The sequence below is a fragment of the Erwinia oleae genome, assembly GCF_000770305.1.
Lineage (GTDB): Bacteria > Pseudomonadota > Gammaproteobacteria > Enterobacterales > Enterobacteriaceae > Erwinia > Erwinia oleae.
In genome coordinates this window covers 1-21,135 of sequence record NZ_JNVB01000053.1, presented here as the reverse complement: position 1 = coordinate 21,135, position 21,135 = coordinate 1, and the positions used below count along the sequence as shown (strand labels likewise).

Sequence of the window (21,135 nt, the reverse complement as noted above, 5' to 3'; positions counted from 1 at the left end):
GTCTGTTATTCAATTTCGATGCGTTTAATTTTCATGCCGCTATCGGCAATGACCCGTACCTGACGTCCAGCGCAGTGCGGACACAGCGATACGCCTGGACTGATTAAAGTGATCATCTGCTGACAGGCGTCACACCAGTGCGTTGCGACGGGTGTTTCAAGATGCAGAATAGAGCCCTCAGCGAGCGTTTCGCGGCAGACCAGGGCAAAGCAAAATTGCACCGCTTCCGGTTCCACACAGGAAAGCGGCCCTATTTCCATCCAAACCGCAGTAATTCTTCTGGCATTATTTTTCCGTCCCACCTGCTGCATTATTTCGACCGCATTCAGACACAGCGTAATTTCATGCATATTCTTTCTCCGGCGGCAGCTAAATTAAACGTGAATGTAAAAACCACAAGCAACATTGATGCCAGCTTTATTAAATAGCCGATGAAACACACTCTTCCGGATTTAAATATGCGCAACCTTCTCCGTCAGAAATGTCGAAAATAGTCGCCATCGACATATCTGCCTTCTTTTCAGCCCGGAAAAATTTTCCGTAAAAATGCGATTAAGTTGTTAATAGTTATTCAGTTAGTCAACACAAAACGATACTGGCCCATTTTATGCTAGCAGAGTCTTATACATCGTATGTCGTCGTCACTTCGGCATCCAGAAAAATACAAAGCCTCTGCGCAACACTTTTTAACGGGTAATAACTATGAGTACACTGAGCGAACTGACCAGCAAAGCGGATTATATTGCCAGCAAGAACAGTCATCTTAAATCACACTGGCGAACCTATCAGAACAGCCTGACACAGGCGATAACCCAGCTAAATGTCCAGATAAATCATGCATTCATCTACGGTGAAGAGCAGGATCTCCGCTTCACGTTGTTTAACCATTTCATCATCAGCATTCATCTCAGCGACGATTTTTACAGTCAGGAACTCGTTTACAGTCTGAACATGGCGCACGGTGATGAACAGCCTGATTTCCGCACGTTTTCCCACGCCACCCTGAACGAGCAGGGATGGGTAGACAGTACGGTAGATATAAAAGATAAGCGTGCGGTGCTGGAGCATTACCTCAATAAAATATCGTCTATTTATGACTGCCTGTTTCATTCACTGGAAACCAATCAGCCGGTTTACCCTGCGCTGGAAAAATTACTTACCCGCCAATGATCCCGCTTATTTACCGATCAGTCCGCATCGTTTTTATTTCCGCTGAGGTGCGGATTAATTCCGACATAAATGTCGAAATATCAATTTACGTGACGACTTCGTCATATTTGACGAATAGCCCGAGGAGAGTTCATGCGCACTAATACAGCCATGAATCAATATGTGATAGCCGACCCGAAACGTTGTATCGGCTGTAATACCTGTATGGCTATCTGTTCTCAGGAGCATCTGCGTCACGGTTTACAATCTGCACCGCGTTTGCAGGTCATGCGTAACCGCCTGGATTCAGTGCCAGTGATGTGTCATCAGTGTGAAGACGCGCCGTGCGCGCAGGTTTGTCCGGTGAACGCCATCACCCGCGAAAACAACGCCATCCATCTTAATGAGAGTCTGTGTGTGAGCTGCAAGCTGTGCGGTATCGCCTGTCCGTTCGGGGCGATTACCTTTTCCGGCAGCACGCCGCTGGCTATCCCCGCCCACTGCAATAGCGCAAAAGCGCTGCCGGCACCGCTGCCGCCGCGCGCCATCAGTCCATTGATCGACTGCATTCCGGGCGGGCGTGCGGTCGCGGTGAAATGCGATTTATGCAGCTTCAGCCCGGAAGGTCCGGCCTGCGTTAAAACCTGCCCGACCCAGGCCATCATGCTGGTCACTGCCAGCGTGGCTGAACACACCAGTCAGCAAAAACGCCTCAATGCCATGAACATCTCACCGGGCGGAATGATGTCCCTGGGTGCACCTGACACGGAGGTCAGATCATGACGGCACTGTTCGCCTTGCAGCCAGCCTTCCTGATTACGCTGGCGCTGCTGGTGTGGGTCTGTAGCGGGACTGTTGGTGGGTTACTGGCCGGTGCAGCAAAAATCAGCAGCCTGATTTCCGGTGTCGGCGGTATGGTGGCCTCCACTGCGCTGTTGGTTGCCGCGCTTCAGATGCTGAACGCTGACACACCGATGACGATGACGTTGCCACTGTTGCCTTATCGCGCCAGCTTTAATCCGCTGAATGCGCTGCTGTTGCTGACCATGTCAATTACGGCTTTGTGCAGTAGCCTGTATGCCTGCGCCTGGCTGGAGAAGGCCGATCGGCGGTCGTGTGCGCGTAGCGGTTTGTTGTGCAACCTGATGCTGGCTGCGCTGGCTGCCGCCACGATCGCCACCGATGCGCCCGCCATGATCCTGATGATGGAAATGGCTGCCCTGTGCGCCTATTTCATGATTGTTCAGGCTGACGATGAGAAAAGCCGCCGTGCCGGTCTGAATCAGTTTTTATCCGGCCGCCTCGGTACACTGTGTCTGATTCTGGCCTTCGCCCTGCTGCATCACGCCAGCGGCAGCGTCAATTTTGAGGTGCTGCGCCATGCGGCGTTAACGTCGGGCATTAAATCGGCGGCCTTCCTGCTGGCGCTGGCCGGTTTCGGGCTGTACGCCGGGATTATCCCGCTGCACGCCTGGGTGCCCCAGTCGCATTCCAGCGCGCCCGCTCACGCCGCCGCCCTGCTCTCTTCTGCGCTGATGAAAGTCGGCATTATCGGCATCATAAAAGTCGGCCTGGATCTGCTGGGCGCACCGCCACTCTGGTGGGGCCTGATGGTATTGCTCCTGGCTGTCCTGACCGCATTTATCGGTGGGCTGTATGCGCTGATGGAGCACGATATCCGCCGCCTGCTGGCCTATCACACGCTGGAAAATATCGGGATTATTTTGCTCGGTGTTGGTGGCGCAATGACCGGCGTGGCACTGAATTTGCCGGTTCTGGCGTCACTCGCGCTGCTGGCGGGTCTGTTCCATCTGTTCAATCACGGCCTGTTTAAAACAGCGCTGTTTCTCGGTGCCGGTGAAATTGAAATGCAGACCGGCATAAAGGATATGGAAAAACTCGGCGGCATTGCGCGTCTTATGCCGTGGACGGCGGGTGCGATGCTGATTGCGCTGATGTCGATGGCCGCGCTGCCGCCGTTAAACGGTTTCGCCAGTGAATGGCTGCTGTATCAGTCCCTGTTCCAGCTGAGCAGCAGCCACGTCTTTATCGCCCGCCTGATCGGGCCGCTGCTGGCGGTCGGTCTGGCACTGACCGGCGCGCTGGCGCTGATGTGTATTGCCAAAGTTTTTGGCGTGACTTTCCTCGGTACACCGCGCAGTCAGAGCGCAGCAGACGCCACACCGGCACCACCCGCTATGACGTTCAGCACGATGTTACTGGCGCTGTTGTGCGTGATTTCCGGCGTGGCTTCCCCGTGGATTATTCCGCAATTCTCTGCTGTCGCTGCGGCCGTACTAAACACGCCGGTTCTGCTGGCTGCTCAGCATGGCGTGGCATTTTCGCCGACGTCCGCGGTGTCTGCCCCGATGGTGGCCATTTTGCTGCTGGGAATGCCGTTAGTGCCATGGCTTATCGCCGCAGTTCTGCGTGGCGCGCGGCTGCCAAATCGTTCACGGGGCGATGCCTGGGCCTGTGGTTATGCGCACTCCGCCGACATGGTAGTGACGGCGACCGGTTTCGCCCAGCCGCTGCGCGTGATGTTTGCTCCGCTTTACCGTCTGCGCAGTCATGCGACACCGGTGTCACTGGTTTCAGCCCTGCACCGTGGCTGGCTGGGGGCGTTCTGCCGTCGTCTGGCGCTCATCGAACTGGCCGTATTACTGGTCGTGGCTTTTGCCTGAGGAACTGACTATGAACTTTCCTTCCCTGCTGGCCGGTTCGCTGTGGCCGCTGGCGCTAGTTCAGGCGCTGACATTGCTGGCTGTCGCTCCTTTGTTTGCCGGTTTCAGCCGCGTGATGCGTGCGCGAATGCACAACCGGCGCGGTCCTAGTGTATTACAGGAATACCATGACATCGCCAAATTGCTTCAGCGTCAGAGCGTCGCGCCCGCAGCAGCAGGCATGGCGTTTCGCAGTATGCCGTATCTGTTGACTGGCGGTTTACTTGTCATCGCCACCGCCCTGCCAATGGTGACGCTGATATCACCGATGGGCGCGGCGGGTGACCTGATCACCGTGATTTATCTGTTTGCCGTGGTGCGTTTTGTGTTTGCCATCGCCGGACTCGATACCGGCAGCACTTTCACCGGCATTGGCTCCAGCCGCGAAGCGGTACTCGGCGTTCTGGTGGAGCCGATTCTGCTGCTCGGTCTGTGGGTGGCGGCGCTGGTCGCCGGTTCCACGTCACTTGGCGCGATTGCCGCCCGCGTTCTGCACTGGCCGCTGTCCTCTTCCTTAACTCTGACGCTGGCCGGTCTGGCTTGTGCGTTCGCCACCTATGTCGAAATGGGCAAGCTGCCGTTTGATATGGCTGAAGCCGAGCAGGAGTTACAGGAAGGTCCGCTGACCGAATACTCCGGCGCGGCGTTAGGGATGCTGAAAATCGGCATCAGCCTGAAACAGCTGGTGGTGTTGCAGCTGTTCCTCGGTCTGTTCTTCCCGTTCGGGTTGGTGGAAAACCTGACACCGCTGGCGTTGCTGACTGCCGTTGTGGTCTGTCTGCTAAAACTGCTGATCGCCATGTTTATGGTCGCGCTTATCGAGAACAGCGTCACGCGTCTGCGCTTTCTTAAAACCTCCCGCACCACCTGGGCGGGATTTGGTCTGGCGTTTCTGGCGCTGGTTTCCTGGCTGGTCGCTGGCTGACCTGACATTTTGTTCCGCTGCGGCGGACAGAGGCTTTGCAATGAGTGAGTTCAATAGCGCTTTAAATCAAAACCCGGTCGGCAACGCGTATCTGGCCGCGCTGGAAAAACAGTTTCCGTCGGCGATTCTGGGCAGCGAATGGCAGACCGACACACAGGCGACCGTCACCATCAGGCTGAACTGGCTGCCGGAAGTGGTCGAATGGCTTTATTACCAGCAGGGCGGCTGGCTTTCCGTGTTGTTCGGCAATGATGAACGCACGCTGTGTGGTAATTACGCGCTGTATTACGTGCTGTCGATGGAAAAAGGCGTGAAATGCTGGATTACCGTGCGCGCCGAAGTGGATCCGGTATCGCAGGAGTTTCCGTCGGTAACCCCGCGCGTGCCGGCAGCCGTCTGGGGCGAACGCGAAGTGCGGGATATGTACGGCCTGCGCCCGATCGGATTGCCGGACGAACGCCGTCTGGTGCTGCCGGATGACTGGCCTGATGACCTGTATTCGCTGCGCAAAGACGCAATGGATTACCGTCAGCGCCCGGCACCGACCACGGATGAAGAAACCTATCCGTTTATTTCTGAGGCCAAAGAAGGCAGCAAAATCGTGCCCCTTGGTCCGCTGCACGTCACTTCTGACGAACCGGGCCACTTTCGTCTGTTCGTTGATGGCGAAGACATTATCGACGCCGATTATCGGTTGTTCTACGTGCATCGCGGCATGGAAAAACTGGCCGAAACCCGCATGGGCTATAACGAAGTAACGTTTTTGTCTGACCGCGTGTGCGGCATTTGCGGTTTCACGCATAGCGTGGCTTATACCTCGTCGGTCGAAAACGCCATGGGGATTTTAGTGCCGGAACGCGCCCAGATGATCCGATCCATTTTGCTGGAAGTGGAACGTCTGCACAGCCATCTGCTGAACCTCGGGTTGGCCTGTCACTTTGTCGGATTTGATTCCGGTTTCATGCAGTTTTTCCGCATCCGCGAACAGTCGATGAAAATGGCGGAAATCCTGACCGGTGCGCGCAAAACCTACGGGATGAACCTGATCGGCGGCATCCGTCGCGACATATTAAAAGACGATATGATTGCCACCCTTGCGCTGACGGGCGTTATGCGTCGCGACCTGAACGAGCTGGTGGATATTCTGCTCAGCACGCCAAATACGGAACAGCGCAGCATCGGCGTCGGCATTCTGGATCCTCAGGTGGCGCGCGATTTCAGCAACGTCGGCCCGATGGTGCGCGGCAGCGGTCACCGTCGTGATATGCGACAGGATCATCCCTACGCCGGTTACGCCAGACTGCCGTTTGAACTGTTCAGCGAAACCGGTAACGATGTTTATTCCCGTCTGAAAGTGCGCATTCACGAAGTCTTTAACTCCCTGAATATGATCGAGTCTGGCCTGCAAAGCCTGCCGGGCGGCCCGCTGGCGGTGGAAGGCTTTAACTATATTCCGCACCGTTTCGCGCTCGGTTTTGCCGAAGCGCCACGCGGCGACGACATTCACTGGAGCATGACCGGCGACAATCAGAAGCTGTTCCGCTGGCGCTGCCGTGCGGCGACCTACGCCAACTGGCCGACGCTGCGCTACATGCTGCGCGGCAATACCGTTTCCGACGCCCCGCTGATTATCGGCAGTCTCGATCCTTGCTATTCCTGCACAGACCGCATGACGGTGGTTGATGTGCGCAAGAAAACGTCCATCGTCGTGCCTTACAAAGAGATCGAACGTTACGGCATCGAACGCAAAAATTCGCCGCTTTAAGGAGCCGTTCAAATCATGCTGAAACTGATTAAAAAAGTGCTCAAAACCGGCACGGCAACGTTGGGCTACCCCTTCAAACCGCTGAATTTAGCACCCAACTTTCGCGGCAAACCACACTATACCGCACAGCAGTGTATCGCCTGCGGCGCCTGTGCTAATGCCTGTCCGTCTAACGCGCTGACCATGACCACGTCAGACGACACCAAAACGATCCGCTGGCAGCTGTTTTTAGGACGCTGCATTTTCTGCGCCCGCTGCGAAGAAGTCTGCCCTACGGCAGCGATCACGTTGTCGCAGGAGTTCGAGCTGGCGGTCTGGCGCAAAGAAGACCTGTTTGAGACCGCGGATTTCCCGGTCTGCCCTTGCCGGGAATGCGGCAAACCTTACGCCGTCCAAAAAGAAATCGACTTTGCGCTCAGCCTGTTACAGGAAAATGCCGCGCTGAGCGACCTGCAGATTAGCGAACGTCGTGTGCAGTATGAAACCTGTCCGGCGTGCAAAAAAATGCACGGTCTTTCTCCCAGCGACCGCATTGATATTGGCCGCCATATGACTACGGAGGTTCGCTGATGAGTCATAACCCGATTGCGCCGCGAGACGAAAAGGGTCTGCCGGTGCCTGTTACACTGGATGACAGTATCGCCAGACTGAAATCCACCCTGCTGAACAGCATCCGCCGTTCCGCCTACGTTTACCGCGTGGACTGCGGTGGCTGTAACGGCTGTGAGATTGAGATTTTTGCCGCCATTTCACCCCTGTTTGACGCTGAACGCTTCGGTATCAAAGTCGTTCCATCGCCGCGCCACGCTGACATTTTGCTGTTCACCGGTGCGGTCACCCGCGCAATGCGTATGCCCGCTTTGCGCGCCTGGGATTCGGCACCGGATCCGAAAATCTGTATTTCTTACGGCGCATGCGGTAACAGCGGCGGCATTTTCCACGACCTTTATTGCGTCTGGGGCGGCACCGACAAAATCGTGCCGGTGGACGTATATATCCCCGGCTGCCCGCCGACACCGGCGGCGACCATTTATGGATTTGCAATGGCGCTGGGTTTGCTGGATCAAAAAATCAAAGGGCAGCAGCATGACGACGCTGCCGCAGAACCGGCTATTTTATTGCATCCCGACCTGCCGCAACCGTTACGCGTGCTGTTGGATCGCGAAGCGCGCCGCATGGCCGGTTACCGCTATGGCCGCCAGATTGCCGATCAGTTTATGAAAATCGTCGCTGCCCCCGGATTACAGCCGGTAGAACAACGTGTATCGGCCTATCTGGCTGAACAGGGCGACCTGCGCCTGAGCGAAATCATCGGCAATCTGCAGCATATCTATCATCAGGTGCTGCAAGGCGAGGTGCGTCTGTGATGACTTCCGTTAACGACCAGCGCTACGCGCGCCATCAGTCCTATGATGGTCATGCGCCTGACAAAGACAAAGTGATTTTCTATTCATTGAGCAGCAAGTTTGTTGATGAAAAAAGCGCCCAGAAACGCTGCTCGCAGAAAGCGCAGGAAGTGATTTATTACAGCCTGGCTATCGGCCATCACCTCGGGGTGATCGACTGTCTGCAATCGCGCCTCGAATGCCCGTTCGATGGCTATCTGCACTGGATCGACTGTCTGCCTGAAAACAGCGAAGCCCGCCGCAAACTGGCGGGTGTTCAGCGATTTGGCGAGATTACTATCGACAGCAGCCACACGCATTTGCTGGCACTGGCGTTGCGCGATGCAAGCCCGCAAATGACGGTGCAACAGCAAGGATGGAGCGAACAGCTTATCGCCCTGCTGGCGCAAATTGAAAATGACCCCGCCATGTACCTGATGGTCAGGAGGTACGATGCCTGATTACCCTGAGAACCTTCCCCGCTACGCGCTGTTGTGCGTGGGCAACAGCATGATGGGCGACGACGGCGCCGGTCCGCGTCTGGCCGAACTGTGCGCGGAAAAACCACTTCCCGGCTGGACGGTGGTGGACGGCGGCGCGGCACCTGAAAACGACATCGGCTATTTGCGCGAACTGCATCCACAACATTTGGTGATTGCTGATGCTACCGATATGGGGCTGGCGCCTGGCGAAATGCGCATTATTGCCGAGGAAGATATCGCCGACATGTTCATGATGACTACCCACAATCTGCCGCTGACCTTTCTCATGCAGCAACTGCGCGAGGACATCCCGCAGATCACCTTTGTCGGTATTCAGCCCGACGTCGTCGCGTTTTATTACCCGATGAGTACCGCTGTGGAACAGGCGATCAGCCGCCTGCATCAGCTGTTACCGCGACTTGAAACTGGTCCTGGGATCGCTCCTTTCAGTCTTTCGACATAACTGTCGATACGGTGACGACGCAAATATGACGTCAGTGAAAAATTTCGTCAGCGGAGCAACCTTTAAAATTAACTCAATGAATTTAATAGTAAAAATTAAAAACATGAACTGGCACGCTTTATGTATAGCCAGTAGCTAAAACCAATGGCTTAGGGACTAATTACTCATGAACCGGTTCATCATCGCCGATCCCAAAAAATGCATCGGCTGCCGTACCTGTGAAATTGCCTGCGTAATGGCGCATAACGACTCGCAGGATATCTCGCTGCTCAGCGCCGCGACATTCGCACCGCGTCTGCACGTGATAAAAGGCGTCAACCTCAGTACCCCGGTGATGTGTCGCCAGTGTGAAGATGCACCCTGTGCCAACGTCTGCCCCAATGGCGCCATTCTTCGCTCAGCCGACCATGTGCAGGTGCTGCAGGAGCGCTGCATCGGGTGTAAAACCTGCGTGGTTGCCTGCCCGTACGGCGCAATGGAAGTGGTGACAAAACCGATTTTCCGCCAGAACGGCGCCGCGATGGCAGCTACCTCGGATAAAGCCGAAGCGCACAAATGTGATCTGTGCCATGGCCGGACTGAAGGCCCGGCCTGTCTGGCCATCTGCCCGACCAACGCCCTGTTCGCTATCGATCGTAACCAGTTACAGGAGATGAATGCAGAAAAACGTCGCCGCGCGGCGCTCGACAACACTTCTCCGCTGCTGTTTTAACCCCGGATTAAGGAAACCTTCCAATGAAAAAAGTCACGACTGTCTGCCCCTACTGCGGCGCTGGATGTAAATTGAATCTGGTGGTGGATAACGGAAAAATTATTCGCGCCGAAGCGGCGAACGGCGTTACCAATCAGGGCGAACTGTGTCTGAAAGGCTATTATGGCTGGGATTTTCTCAATGACACCAAACTGCTGACCCCGCGCCTGACACAGCCGCTGATCCGCCGTCAGAAAGGCGGAAAGTTCGAAGCCGTCAGCTGGGATGAAGCCATTCGCTACACCGCACAGCGGCTGACGGAGATCAAACAGAAACACGGTCCGCGTGCCATCATGACCACCGGTTCCTCGCGCGGAACCGGCAATGAAACTAACTATGTCATGCAAAAATTTGCCCGAGCGGTGATTGGCACTAACAACGTCGACTGCTGCGCCCGGGTGTGCCACGGCCCGTCCGTGGCGGGTTTACAGGCGACGCTCGGCAACGGCGCGATGAGTAATTCTATCGGCGATATCGAGAATTCAAAATGTCTGCTGGTGATCGGCTATAACTGCGCAGATTCCCATCCGATCGTCGCACGCCGGGTGATCAAGGCTAAAGAGAAAGGCGCAAAAATCATTGTCTGCGACCCACGCCGCATTGAAACCGCCCGTATTGCCGATCAGCATCTGCAAATCAAAAACGGCTGTAATATGGCGCTGGTCAATGCTTTTGCACATGTGCTGATCGAAGAAGATCTGTATGACCACGACTATGTAGCGAAATACACCGAAGGCTTTGAGGAATACCGTAAAAATGTCGCGGATTACGCCCCGGAAGCGGTAGCGGAACAGACCGGCGTGTCCGCACAGCAAATCCGTCAGGCGATGCGCACCTACGCCGCAGCGCCTTCAGCCACCATCATGTGGGGCATGGGCGTGACTCAGTTTGGCCAGGCCGTTGACGTGGTAAAAGGCCTGGCGGGGCTGGCCTTGCTGACAGGCAACCTCGGCCGGGCCAACGTCGGCGTCGGCCCGGTGCGCGGGCAAAATAACGTGCAGGGTGCCTGCGACATGGGTGTGCTGCCGAATGAATTCCCCGGCTATCAGTCGGTTACCGACCCGAACGTGCGGGCGAAATTCGCCGATGCCTGGGGGATTGACGTCAATCTGATGGATACCGACATCGGTTACCGCATCACCGAAATTCCGCATCTGGCGCTCGAAGGCAAGGTTAAAGCCTATTACATCATGGGCGAAGATCCGCTTCAGACCGAGGCGGATTTAGGGCTGGTGCGCAAAGGCTTTGCCGCGCTCGACTTTGTGGTGGTACAGGATATTTTCATGACCAAAACTGCGGAACAGGCTGACGTTATTTTACCTGCGACATCCTGGGGTGAACATGGTGGCGTCTTTTCCTGTGCCGACCGTGGCTTCCAGCGCTTTGAGAAAGCCATCGAACCGACCTGTAACGTCAAGCGCGACTGGGAGATCATCAGCCTGCTGGCGACGCAGATGGGTTATCCGATGCATTACCGCGATAATCAGCAAATCTGGGATGAAATGCGCAGCTTATGCCCGCTGTTCTATGGCGCAACCTATGAAAAAATGGGTGAACTGGGCCACGTTCAGTGGCCATGCACCACGCTTGACAGCGCAGGAACGCCCTACCTGTATGCCAATAACCACTTCGATACCCCAACCGGTAAAGGTCAGCTGTTTGCCGCGCCGTGGCGCGCGCCGGCTGAATTGCCGGACGACAGCTATCCGCTGGTGCTGTGTACCGTACGCGAAGTCGGCCACTACTCCTGTCGCTCCATGACCGGCAACTGTGCAGCATTGCAAACGCTGGCTGACGAACCTGGCTTCGTGCAGATGAATCCGATCGATGCACAGGCGCTGACTATCAGTGACCAGCAACTGGTCTGGGTAGCCTCACGCCGTGGCAAAGTCATCTCACGCGTCAACTACAACGAACGTATTAATGCCGGTGCGGTGTACATGACCTATCAGTGGTGGATCGGCGCCTGCAATGAACTGACGCAGGATAACCTCGACCCTATCTCTAAAACGCCTGAAACCAAATACTGCGCAGTGAAAGTCGAACCGATCGCCGATCAACGCTGGGCTGAAAGCTACGCACATCAGACTTACAGCGACATGAAAGCCCGCCTGCGCAGCGCCGCTGAAGACCTGATCCCCGCCAGCGGGATTTAATTTCACCAGGGCATCCTGACGCGAACTTATCATCATTTTCGCGTCGCAGCACAGCAGCGCACAACGCGATCCCGAAGAGCTGATAATCATCAGGGGTTCGGGGTCACAGTGGCTGCCGGGTTGCCGCCCGAATCGTAAGGAAATGAGAGAGTCATGTCTGTTTCCGGCATACGTATCCGCATTTGCGGCAAAGTCCAGGGGGTCGGTTTCCGGCCATTTATCTGGCAGCTGGCACACCAGCTGCAGCTGCGTGGTGAGGTCAGTAACGACAGCGCAGGTGTAGAAATCAGGCTACTTAAACCTGTCAGCCTTGACGCGCTGACAGAACAGTTACGCCGCGACTGCCCGCCGCTGGCGCATATTGACAGCCTGAGTGTCGATTATTTCGTCTGGCAGACGGCGCCGCAAAATTTCACTATCACTGATAGCCGTCACAGCCGGATGAATACCCAGGTGGTTCCTGATGCGGCAACCTGCCCGGCCTGCCTGCAGGATATGGCCCGACCAACCGACCGTCGGTTTAACTATGCCTTTACCAATTGTACCCACTGCGGGCCGCGTTTTACGCTGATCCGTGCAATGCCTTACGACCGCGCGCTGACCAGCATGGCGCAATTCAGGCTATGCCCGGCCTGCGAGCGGGAGTATTACAACCCGGCCGACCGGCGCTTTCACGCCCAGCCGATCGCCTGTCCGCACTGCGGCCCTTGCGTCAGCGCGACATTACACCATGGCGACGTTCTGGCGCAGGACGAGGCAGCAGTGGCACAGGCGGCGATGGCGATACAGGCAGGAAAAATCGTTGCCATTAAGGGGCTGGGCGGCTTCCATCTGGCCTGTGATGCCACACAGCAGGCGGCAGTGCTGCGTCTGCGTCAACGCAAACAGCGTCCGACTAAGCCGCTGGCTGTGATGCTACCGGACATCAGTTGGCTGGCGCAGTGCAGCGATATCCACGCGCAAGGCAGGCTGCGCGAGAGGCTGCAATCGCCAGCCGCACCTATTGTTCTGACTGCGAAAAATCCGCGGTCACCACTGTGTGCGGCGGTTGCACCGGAGATGGATGAAATCGGGCTGATGCTGCCGTTTACTCCGCTGCACCATTTACTGATGCAGTCCTGTCAGACCCCACTGGTAATGACCTCCGGCAATGCAAACGGCTGTGCGCCCGCACTGACCAATGAGACGGGGCGTGATCAACTTAAGGATATCGCCGACCTCTGGCTGTTGCATAATCGCGACATTGTGCAGCGCGCTGATGATTCACTGCTGCGGGTGACAGAGCATGGCAGCGAAATGCTGCGCCGGTCGCGCGGTTACGTGCCTGATGCACTCACTCTGCCCGCCGGATTTGACAGTCCGTACCCCCTGCTGGCGCTGGGCGGTGAACGCAAAAACACCTTCTGCCTGCTTCGCGGCAATCAGGCTATTCTCAGTCCGCACTTTGGCTCCCTCACCCGCAGCGATATTGCCAGCCAGCAGCAACAGGCCATTGCACATTTTCAGCAGCTCTATGACTGTACACCGGAGATAACGGTCTGTGATGCGCATCCTGACGCCGTCAGCTACTGTCAGGCGCAACGCCCGACAATCAACAGGATGGCGGTGTTTCACCATCATGCGCATCTCGCCGCCTGTCTGGCAGAACATAGCTGGCCGCTGGACGGCGGGAGAGTGGTCGGACTGGCACTGGATGGACTCGGCTATGGTGAGGATGGGGCGTTATGGGGCGGGGAGTGTTTGCTGGTGGATTACCTGCACTGTGAGCATGCAGGCGGGCTCCCTGCCGTCGCCTTGCCGGGCGGTGACTGTGCCGCACGGCAACCCTGGCGTAACTTACTGGCGCACTGGCAGGCGTTTGTGCCGGACTGGCAGAAACGCTCTGAAGCGGACACCGTGTTATCACATCCGTGGTTGCCACTTTCAAAGGCGATTAGCGCCGGAATCAATGCGCTACGGGCCTCGTCCTGCGGGCGCTTATTTGATGCCGTCGCCGCGGCCCTTCATTGCGCACCCGCAAGTCTGAGCTGGGAAGGCGAAGCCGCCTGTCGTCTGGAGACGCTGGCGCGCAGCGCGCAGGGTGCGTTGCATCCGGTCACCCTGCCTTTGCTCCACACCGGTAAGCAAATCCTGTTAGATCTCGCGACGTTCTGGCGGCAATGGCTTAACTGGCAGGCCGCACCCGCCGAGCGGGCGTTTGCCTTTCATGACGCGCTGGCGCAGGGCTTTGCCGGCCTCGCCCGTCATCAGGCGCGAATCCACGGCGTCACCACCGTCGCGCTGGGCGGTGGCGTACTGCACAACCGGCTACTGCGACAGCTTCTGCCTCACTATTTAGCCCCTTTTCAGGTCCTGATGCCCCAACAGGTGCCGGCTGGCGATGGCGGGCTGGCGCTCGGCCAGGCGGTTATCGCCTGTGCCCGCCTTCAGCATCCTGGCTTTTCATTAACGCATAAGGATTATCATGATAAACCGTGATTTTTTTCACACTCACCGCCGTGCCGGCTGGCTGTTATGCGGATTGATCGCAGCTAATTTAGCGGCCTGGGGCTGGGCGCTGATAGTCTTCCATCACAGCGCAGCGCTGATCGCGGCCTCACTGCTGGCTTATGGCTATGGTCTGCGCCACGCTGTCGACGCCGATCACATTGCTGCTATTGATAACGTGACACGCAAATTAATGCAGCAGGGACAACGTCCGGTTGCCGTCGGCGCTTTTTTCTCACTCGGGCACTCGACCATCGTAGTACTGGCCTGTGTGGCGATTGCCGCTACCTCGCTGGTTTTTGGCGATAAAATTGGCGGATTGCATGATTATGGCCGGTCAATCGGCACGCTGATTTCGGCCCTGTTTCTGCTGCTGATGGCGCTACTGAATGCGCTGATCCTGCGCGATGTTTACCGCCGTTTCCAGCAGGTCAAACAGGGCAACACCGATGCGTCGCAGGATGCGCTGCTCGTGGTACACGGTGGCGTAATGAGCAGGCTTTTTCATTTCGCATTTAATCTGGTCAACAGAAGCTGGCAGATGTATCTGGTCGGCTTTTTGTTCGGGCTGGGTTTTGATACCGCCACCGAAATCAGCCTGCTGGGCCTGTCTGCAGCGGGTGCTTCTTCTGGTATGTCAGTGTGGAGCATTCTGGTGTTCACGGTCCTGTTTGCCTGCGGCATGGCGCTGGTCGATTCGCTGGATAATTTTGTTATGGTCGGCGCGTACGGCTGGGCATTTGATAAACCGGTGCGTAAGCTCTATTACAACATCATGATTACCGCCACCAGTGTGGTCATCGCCCTGTTTATCGGCGGCCTGGAAGCGCTCGGGCTGATAGCGGATAAGCTGGATATGCACGGCGGGCTGTGGACGCAGATTGGTCAGCTTAACGACAATATGGGCAGTGTGGGCTACGTGGCTGTGGGGATTTTTGTAATTTTCTGGGGCATCTCGGTGCTGAATTATCGCCGCAAAGGCTATGACCATCTGGTGATGAAATCTGGCCGGGCTTAAGCGTCATTCAGCAAAGTACATTGCTGAGGAGGCTGATACTCATAGGAATGAATCTGACAAGACGGGCTAAAGCAGGCATGCCGTTTTCAATGGAACAACCCTTCTTGCACTCTCACATTCGCACGCTTCGGATAACCAGACAGACATCAAAAGGATTTTTATCCTCAAATCACCGGTCAGATGTAGCAAGCGCGCTCCGGCCATTTAATGAGCAGGAATAGACTCGCGGCCTCCTCACAGTACTTTTATCATGTCAAAGCGGTTGCTGCCCGCTCATTAGAACTGTTGTGTAGCGCCTTATCAGCAGCTTCCCCTCCATGTACCCGGAGCAGCCCGGGTGCCCGCGGTGAAAGGCCCGGATGCAGTTGTCCGGGTTCGCCCTGAGCACCTGCAGTATTGCTTCACGTTCCATTCTTCACTCCCTTGCGTCAGACATCCACTGTAGTCAGTAAACGCCGTTATTCCGGTCAGCTGAAGAGAGCAGCTGCTGTACTGATTTTATCTATGCTTCTGTTAACTGATGCTTTTCTGCCGTCAGTGCATAAAGGCCGGACGGCCCTTCACTGGTCATCTGCCATCCACAGCGGTTAAACAGCGTTTCCAGCCCCTTCACGCGCCCGGTCAGGCGCGCCATCAGCGGGCTGACCTGCCAGCCGTTGTCGTCAAACGCCGCGTCCAGGCTGGTCCGGGACACGTAAATGCCGTTGACGTCAGGGTTCAGGGCAGCGGCATGGCGTCCTGCCCACTCCCGGTCGCTGAGCAGCCGGTATGCCCAGTGCATGTCCTTCGCGGTTTCCAACGCATACGTCAGCCGGAACAGGTCGTTCTGTTCAGACAGCGCACCGGTGCAGGAGCGCCAGAGGTAGTCCAGCTTGCCGGCAAGCTTTGCGCCCACGCCATACTGGCGCCCCTGTTTCAGCAGCCATTCGATGTCGGGCGTTACCTCACGGGGAAAGCGGCGCTGCTTCAGGGCAGTCGCCAGCCAGCGGGTCAGAAAGAGATTTTCCTGAGCGGCAGAACATACAGCGCCGTCCTGGCGGGCCAGCTCAAGCGCCACCAGGGCGCACCATGCCAGGTGGCCCGATTTTTCTGTCAGCGTCACTGCGTGTCCTTCTCCTCTCTGTTCCTGTTTATACATGCATCATTCTGGCATATTTTAACCGTAAAGAAGGCAGCCAGTCATATTAAACAAAGCGATTGCTATAAATTTACGCAATGCCTGCCATAGTTAATCAGCTAAAGAAATGAATATACGCTCACTGTCATATATATTTATTATTCTTTTCGTTTTATCTTTATTCCAGTGGCAACGACCATCAAAAATGATTGCAGCCCCTTCAAGACTTTCAGAATCTGAAATACTGAATTTTTCGAGAATGGCATCACGCAGGCCGCCTAAAGGTATTCCAACATCCCTGCATTCAGCAGGATTAAGCCATTCAATATCATTATTCGAGTTATACAGCGTTCCCCAGTAAAACCTGAGTGCATTTTTAGTCATGGGTTCAGCATCAGGAAATTTCACAAATAAATTTTTGGCTTTATAACGGAAATGCCCAATCGTAAAAAATCGGCCAAGCGCAGCCGTCGGACGGCATGATGCGAATAAAAAGAAGGGGAAAGAGTTCTGAGAATGACAGGATCAAAAAAGGCCTCCGCGAGGAAGCCTTTTTCGAAATTTTCGCGTCCCGGCATTGGCCGGAATCGCTCACACAGTCAGAGATCCTGTCTCTGGGGAGAGATTTTCGTACAAACTGACGCTTACGTCAAGCGTAATGTCTGTGGCATCCGCTTCAGGCCGCAGTATAGTAGCAGCATAACAAGGAGTGATTATGACCATTGCCGCCATACTGGATTCAATTTCCCAGCACAGGTTTGCCACCTACAAGTCCTCGGTCTTTAACGGAGCCAGCGAGGAGGAGTGCCTCGGCATCTACCTCTGGAACAAACAGCTCGCCGGCGCGTTCCTTCCCACGCTGCAGATCATAGAGGTGTCCCTGAGAAACGCCATCTGCGCTGCAAAGAGGCGGCACGAAGAGACACTCATCGAGCAGAGTGCGCCTGCGGCCGACTGGCCCGCGCTGAAAAGCCGCATCGACGATAAGTGGTTTGTGACCGTCATGACTCAGCAGAACAACCGGGACTCCTGGCGCGCTGTTGAAGGTGCCAAAGCGCAGCTGAGAAAGGACGGCAAGCCGCCGACCACTGAAAACCTCATCGCCAAGCTGACGTTTGGCTTCTGGGTCTCAATGGTTAACCGCGACTACAGCGACGGCTATGCCAGCTATCTTCACCTCTGGCCGCACCTCATACCGGAAGTCTTCCCGAACGCACTCGATAAAAAGCAGGGCACGCCGCTTTCCGTCAACCGGATCGGAGCTGACCTGCGTGACATCAACACCCTGAGAAACCGCCTGTCTCACCACGAACCGCTCTGGCGCTCAGACAAGACATACTGCGTGGAGCAGGCTATCAATAAGGTCGTGCGGGACTATCACAAGTGTCTGGACGTCATCCGCTGGATAAACCCTTCAAACCTGAAGCTGCTCAGCATCATTGAGAACACGCAGAAGATGAACGAGCTGTGTAATCCCCATGCGCTGTGGAAAAATAAAAAGCTGCCGTCAGGGCTGCCGGACATACCGCAGACGTCAGAGGATGACTGGCTGGCCAGCACGCTGCTGGAAACCCGGCACACAGGCGGGATTATCTCGCTGGATGCCGGTAAAGGTTTTGCCATGTTACTCAGTGAAAAGGACGGGACGAAATTTATTGCGCAGGCGAGAAATTTTGCGGGCAGACTGGGTGCTTACGCCGTGGGTGACCGCGTCACGTTTGAACCTGAAAACAAAACTGCGGGGCGGCATCCGGTTGCAACCGCCGTTAAACCGGCCTGAATGGCGTGAGGTGTAGATGAAAAACACCGGACGTGACAGAGAAATGGACAGAAAATTCAGGCCTTTTCTGAAGTTCTGGACCCTGTTTTCACCTGAGTTCATTTCACATATGCAGAAAATCACGCTTCTCATCCGTGGCGAGGAAACTGAACTGGCCCGTCTGGGCCAGGAAGGGGATATGACAGCAGGATATGAAGCCTGTGTCTCACGCTGGAAGACCGCACACAAACATATCGCACTTTCAGTCGTGGTGAGGCTTGACGAGATTAATGAGCTGGAGGTGAAAAAAAAGGAACATCATCGCAATCGTCAGAAAACGCAGAAGGACGAATGCATCGCCTCTATTGAACTGAAAAAGCTGGAGATTCGTGTGCTGCGCCGCACGGCAGATGCCCTCATCTGGGGAATGCTCGGCAATGAGGCCTCATCCGTGCGCCGGCTGCCCATCAAAGCCGATCTGGACAACCTCTCAAAAGAGAACATTATTGATTCCCTAATTGCCGCGGACGATCTCAACAGCGACCCACACCGGCTCGCGGTTGTCAGCGATATGAGTACCTTTGTGCACGTAGGAGACCTGGTCATGATTTCGCTCCAGGACGGCTTTCAGCTGGTCGAGGTCAAGAGCGGAATAAAGAATATCGAGCTATATCAGGCTGCGGAATTTGGTTATACCTCCGGCTGTCCTCACTTTGAAGAGAATTTCCTTAACGATAAACCAGTTAACGATGCCCGGCAGTTCAACCGTATTAAAAACCAGATGATTCGGGCCGGAAACGCGCTGGAAGCTATACATACGGGGGAAGGATATGACAACCTGATGCAATCACGCGTCATAATTGAAGACCGTGACTATCAGCCGGAATTTTTTAGTGAACATATTATTAACCTGGCTGAAGAAATTAAAGGCGGTAAAGAATGGGCCATCGATGTTATCGATGAGTGCGTATACGTGGGCGTTTATGCTGAAACGCAAATGGGCTTTGTGGGATTCAATATCTGGATAGACGGTACCGAATTTAAAGGCCGGGTAACAAATATAAATGAAAGTTTTTTTGATACGCTGTCACGCCCTTTTTTGAGCATAAACCTTCCGACAGATTTGCTTATGGACATCATGGCCGGAAAGCTGCTTATCGTAATGTGTTTTGACCATAAGAAGTTTTTTGAAAGGGCAAATGCCAGGCATCGCTGTCTGTTTACTCTGGAGGAATATCCGGATAAATATGCTCATACCCAGAATACGCTTCACGTAGGGTCGAAGGGCATTGCCTCACTTGTTGAGGGCAATGTGTCCTTTGTAGGTAACGGATTCGAAACCCGCATACTCTTTGATTTACAGCGCCCTGACAGCCTTATCGACTGGAGCTATCAACGCAGCGATCTTAGAATGAAATCATGATTTAATGATTGATTCTGCAATATGCAAAGAATGGCTCGTCTTGCTTACATTACTGATAACGTACATTCTGAACACAATATGAAGAGGAGAAATTAAATGTTGGTCCGAAAGAAAAATTTATCCATTGATGAAATCACTCTTAACTGGGTAAATGAAGTTATCGATCAGTATGATCTTCCAGAAGAAGACATTATCAGGAAAACAATTGAAAAATTGTCATCAGTTAGCTTTAAAGACCCGCTTGATATAGCTTTTTACCTCAGCGAAAAGGCAAAGAATTACGGCAGCGGTAGTGACTTCAACATAAATCCCTTTATTGATTTAGCGAAAAAAATAGCTGAAGTCTGCGGCGCCCGAGATGACGCACAGGACATCGGCACTCCGTTCATTACGGCCTACAAATATAACTCAGTGACAAGTAAAATGGACCGGGTTCGTATACCTGTCAGTCAGATTTTGTACTTTATAAAGAAAAGTCTTACAATTCCAGGGCGTGCTTATATGGCAGGTGAAGCGAATGTCATACTGAATGATCAGAGCCTTACTGAATTCAGCCTGATTGATTGTTCGAGAAATGATATCGCCGAGTTCCTGCTTGACTTTTACATTAAGAGTGCTGAAGAGGTTGTTACAGCCTGGACAGGGAAATAATACTATGGAACGGCAACCTGCTATCTGACATTAAAAAAGAAGTAAGATTGCTACTTTATCTTTGGAATATCCTTTAATCTAGTCGTATAACGCGGCGAGAGCATTTCACGCTTCATCTGCCAGGCACTGTCACGTTCTCCCTGACCCGCAAACCACACCTTTCCTTTGCCTGAACGGTTAATGGTGTCCAGCGCCGCCATCAGCGCATCAGCGTTTGCCCGCGGCTGTTGTTCGCTGAACATGTCAAATTGCGCCACACCGGACTGGTAAAAATCTCCCAGCATTACGCCGGCTTTGGCGTATCTGTATCCATCCCGCCAGATCGTGCCCAGGCCACGAAGCGCCGACGCTATAATGTCCCGCGTATCACTGGTTGGATAGTCACAGATGCGGGAGGTAGTGTTTGAATACTGCGGCTCATCGCCGTGCCGGCCGGTGGCGATGGACACGCTGATATGGCGGCAGCGCGAATTCTGCTCCCTGGGCTTTTCAGCGGCGCGCGTGGCGTAAAGGACCACAGCCTGCTGCATCTCTTCCAGCTGTGTGACACGCTGCCCGAAAGAACGTGAGTTCACTATCTGCTGCTTCGGCGGCGGTGCATCCTCAAGCGCCAGGCAGGACTCGCCGTTCAGTTCCCTTACTGTACGCTCCGTGATGACATCGATACTCTTTCGTATCATGCTGACGTTGCTGTCCGCCAGCTGCAGAGCCGTAGTGATTCCCAGCTGATTAAGCCGCAGCCTGATGCGCCGGCCGATGCCCCAGATATCACTGACATCGGTCAGATGCAGGAGTCTGCGCTGACGGCTCCGGTCAGACAGGTCCACGACGCCCCGTGTCTGGGTCCACTTTTTGGCCGCATGGTTGGCCAGTTTGGCCAG

Annotated in this window: 20 protein-coding genes; 16 read left to right on the top strand and 4 right to left on the bottom strand. The window is 54.9% G+C overall.

All coding sequences use genetic code 11. The features are described 5' to 3' along the window. Nucleotides 1-5 precede the first annotated feature (5 nt). Nucleotides 6-350 carry a hydrogenase maturation nickel metallochaperone HypA gene (gene hypA / locus GS12_RS16240; RefSeq protein WP_017802637.1) on the bottom strand — a complete coding sequence of 115 codons (345 nt, stop codon included), beginning with the start codon at nucleotides 348-350 and terminating at the stop codon, nucleotides 6-8. A gap of 352 nt (nucleotides 351-702) precedes the next feature. Here hypA and GS12_RS16235 point away from each other — a divergent pair, with 352 nt between their 5' ends. The 13 genes from GS12_RS16235 to GS12_RS16175 all read left to right on the top strand — a co-directional run bounded on the left by GS12_RS16235 (nucleotide 703) and on the right by GS12_RS16175 (nucleotide 15,304). Further along, a complete protein-coding gene (locus GS12_RS16235; protein WP_017802636.1) occupies nucleotides 703-1,170 on the top strand; it encodes a hypothetical protein in 468 nt (155 codons plus the stop codon). A 150-nt stretch (nucleotides 1,171-1,320) separates the two neighbouring features. Continuing rightward, nucleotides 1,321-1,932, top strand: coding sequence for a 4Fe-4S dicluster domain-containing protein (locus tag GS12_RS16230; protein WP_051050853.1), 612 nt, complete (start codon nucleotides 1,321-1,323; stop codon nucleotides 1,930-1,932). After that, on the top strand, nucleotides 1,929-3,833 hold the full coding sequence (locus tag GS12_RS16225; RefSeq protein WP_017802634.1) for a proton-conducting transporter transmembrane domain-containing protein: 1,905 nt from the start codon (nucleotides 1,929-1,931) through the stop codon (nucleotides 3,831-3,833). The genes GS12_RS16230 and GS12_RS16225 overlap by 4 nt, the downstream gene beginning before the upstream one ends. Before the next feature lie 10 nt (nucleotides 3,834-3,843). Then, a complete protein-coding gene (locus tag GS12_RS16220; protein ID WP_017802633.1) occupies nucleotides 3,844-4,797 on the top strand; it encodes a respiratory chain complex I subunit 1 family protein in 954 nt (317 codons plus the stop codon). Between the two features lie 40 nt (nucleotides 4,798-4,837). Then, on the top strand, nucleotides 4,838-6,562 hold the full coding sequence (locus tag GS12_RS16215) for a hydrogenase large subunit (protein ID WP_017802632.1): 1,725 nt from the start codon (nucleotides 4,838-4,840) through the stop codon (nucleotides 6,560-6,562). A 15-nt stretch (nucleotides 6,563-6,577) separates the two neighbouring features. After that, nucleotides 6,578-7,132 (top strand): formate hydrogenlyase complex iron-sulfur subunit, encoded by a 555-nt coding sequence (locus GS12_RS16210; RefSeq protein WP_017802631.1) that lies wholly within the window; start codon nucleotides 6,578-6,580, stop codon nucleotides 7,130-7,132. Beyond that, entirely contained in the window at nucleotides 7,132-7,929 is a 798-nt protein-coding gene (locus tag GS12_RS16205; RefSeq protein ID WP_017802630.1) for an NADH-quinone oxidoreductase subunit B family protein, read from the top strand. The genes GS12_RS16210 and GS12_RS16205 overlap by 1 nt, the downstream gene beginning before the upstream one ends. Next, on the top strand, nucleotides 7,929-8,408 hold the full coding sequence (locus GS12_RS16200) for a formate hydrogenlyase maturation HycH family protein (RefSeq protein ID WP_017802629.1): 480 nt from the start codon (nucleotides 7,929-7,931) through the stop codon (nucleotides 8,406-8,408). Before GS12_RS16205 ends, GS12_RS16200 begins: the two co-directional genes overlap by 1 nt. Further along, nucleotides 8,401-8,892 (top strand): hydrogenase maturation peptidase HycI, encoded by a 492-nt coding sequence (hycI, locus tag GS12_RS16195; RefSeq protein ID WP_017802628.1) that lies wholly within the window; start codon nucleotides 8,401-8,403, stop codon nucleotides 8,890-8,892. The genes GS12_RS16200 and hycI overlap by 8 nt, the downstream gene beginning before the upstream one ends. Nucleotides 8,893-9,058: 166 nt before the next feature. Further along, nucleotides 9,059-9,604, top strand: coding sequence for an electron transport protein HydN (gene hydN, locus GS12_RS16190; protein WP_017802627.1), 546 nt, complete (start codon nucleotides 9,059-9,061; stop codon nucleotides 9,602-9,604). A gap of 23 nt (nucleotides 9,605-9,627) precedes the next feature. Continuing rightward, a complete protein-coding gene (gene fdhF, locus GS12_RS16185) occupies nucleotides 9,628-11,799 on the top strand; it encodes a formate dehydrogenase subunit alpha (RefSeq protein WP_017802626.1) in 2,172 nt (723 codons plus the stop codon). A gap of 153 nt (nucleotides 11,800-11,952) precedes the next feature. Further along, complete coding sequence (hypF, locus tag GS12_RS16180) at nucleotides 11,953-14,277, top strand: carbamoyltransferase HypF (protein ID WP_034948839.1); 2,325 nt, start codon at nucleotides 11,953-11,955, stop codon at nucleotides 14,275-14,277. Next, nucleotides 14,264-15,304 (top strand): HoxN/HupN/NixA family nickel/cobalt transporter, encoded by a 1,041-nt coding sequence (locus GS12_RS16175; protein WP_017802624.1) that lies wholly within the window; start codon nucleotides 14,264-14,266, stop codon nucleotides 15,302-15,304. The genes hypF and GS12_RS16175 overlap by 14 nt, the downstream gene beginning before the upstream one ends. A 502-nt stretch (nucleotides 15,305-15,806) precedes the next feature. Here GS12_RS16175 and GS12_RS16170 read toward each other — a convergent pair. Both GS12_RS16170 and GS12_RS16165 read right to left on the bottom strand, forming a co-directional pair. Next, nucleotides 15,807-16,406 carry a DUF2913 family protein gene (locus tag GS12_RS16170; protein WP_017802622.1) on the bottom strand — a complete coding sequence of 200 codons (600 nt, stop codon included), beginning with the start codon at nucleotides 16,404-16,406 and terminating at the stop codon, nucleotides 15,807-15,809. A gap of 126 nt (nucleotides 16,407-16,532) precedes the next feature. Continuing rightward, nucleotides 16,533-16,829 (bottom strand): hypothetical protein, encoded by a 297-nt coding sequence (locus GS12_RS16165; protein ID WP_152601426.1) that lies wholly within the window; start codon nucleotides 16,827-16,829, stop codon nucleotides 16,533-16,535. A gap of 307 nt (nucleotides 16,830-17,136) precedes the next feature. Between GS12_RS16165 and GS12_RS16160 the strand changes: the two genes are divergently transcribed. From GS12_RS16160 to GS12_RS16150, 3 genes are all read left to right on the top strand, one after another. Next, nucleotides 17,137-18,201 (top strand): Abi family protein, encoded by a 1,065-nt coding sequence (locus GS12_RS16160; RefSeq protein ID WP_017802621.1) that lies wholly within the window; start codon nucleotides 17,137-17,139, stop codon nucleotides 18,199-18,201. A gap of 16 nt (nucleotides 18,202-18,217) precedes the next feature. Next, nucleotides 18,218-19,603, top strand: coding sequence for a hypothetical protein (locus GS12_RS16155; protein ID WP_017802620.1), 1,386 nt, complete (start codon nucleotides 18,218-18,220; stop codon nucleotides 19,601-19,603). Nucleotides 19,604-19,699: 96 nt separating this feature from the next. Continuing rightward, nucleotides 19,700-20,254 carry a hypothetical protein gene (locus GS12_RS16150; RefSeq protein WP_017802619.1) on the top strand — a complete coding sequence of 185 codons (555 nt, stop codon included), beginning with the start codon at nucleotides 19,700-19,702 and terminating at the stop codon, nucleotides 20,252-20,254. Between the two features lie 50 nt (nucleotides 20,255-20,304). Here GS12_RS16150 and GS12_RS16145 read toward each other — a convergent pair. Then, nucleotides 20,305-21,135 (bottom strand): DinB/UmuC family translesion DNA polymerase (locus GS12_RS16145; protein WP_034948832.1); only part of this gene is annotated, 831 nt, incomplete at its 5' end.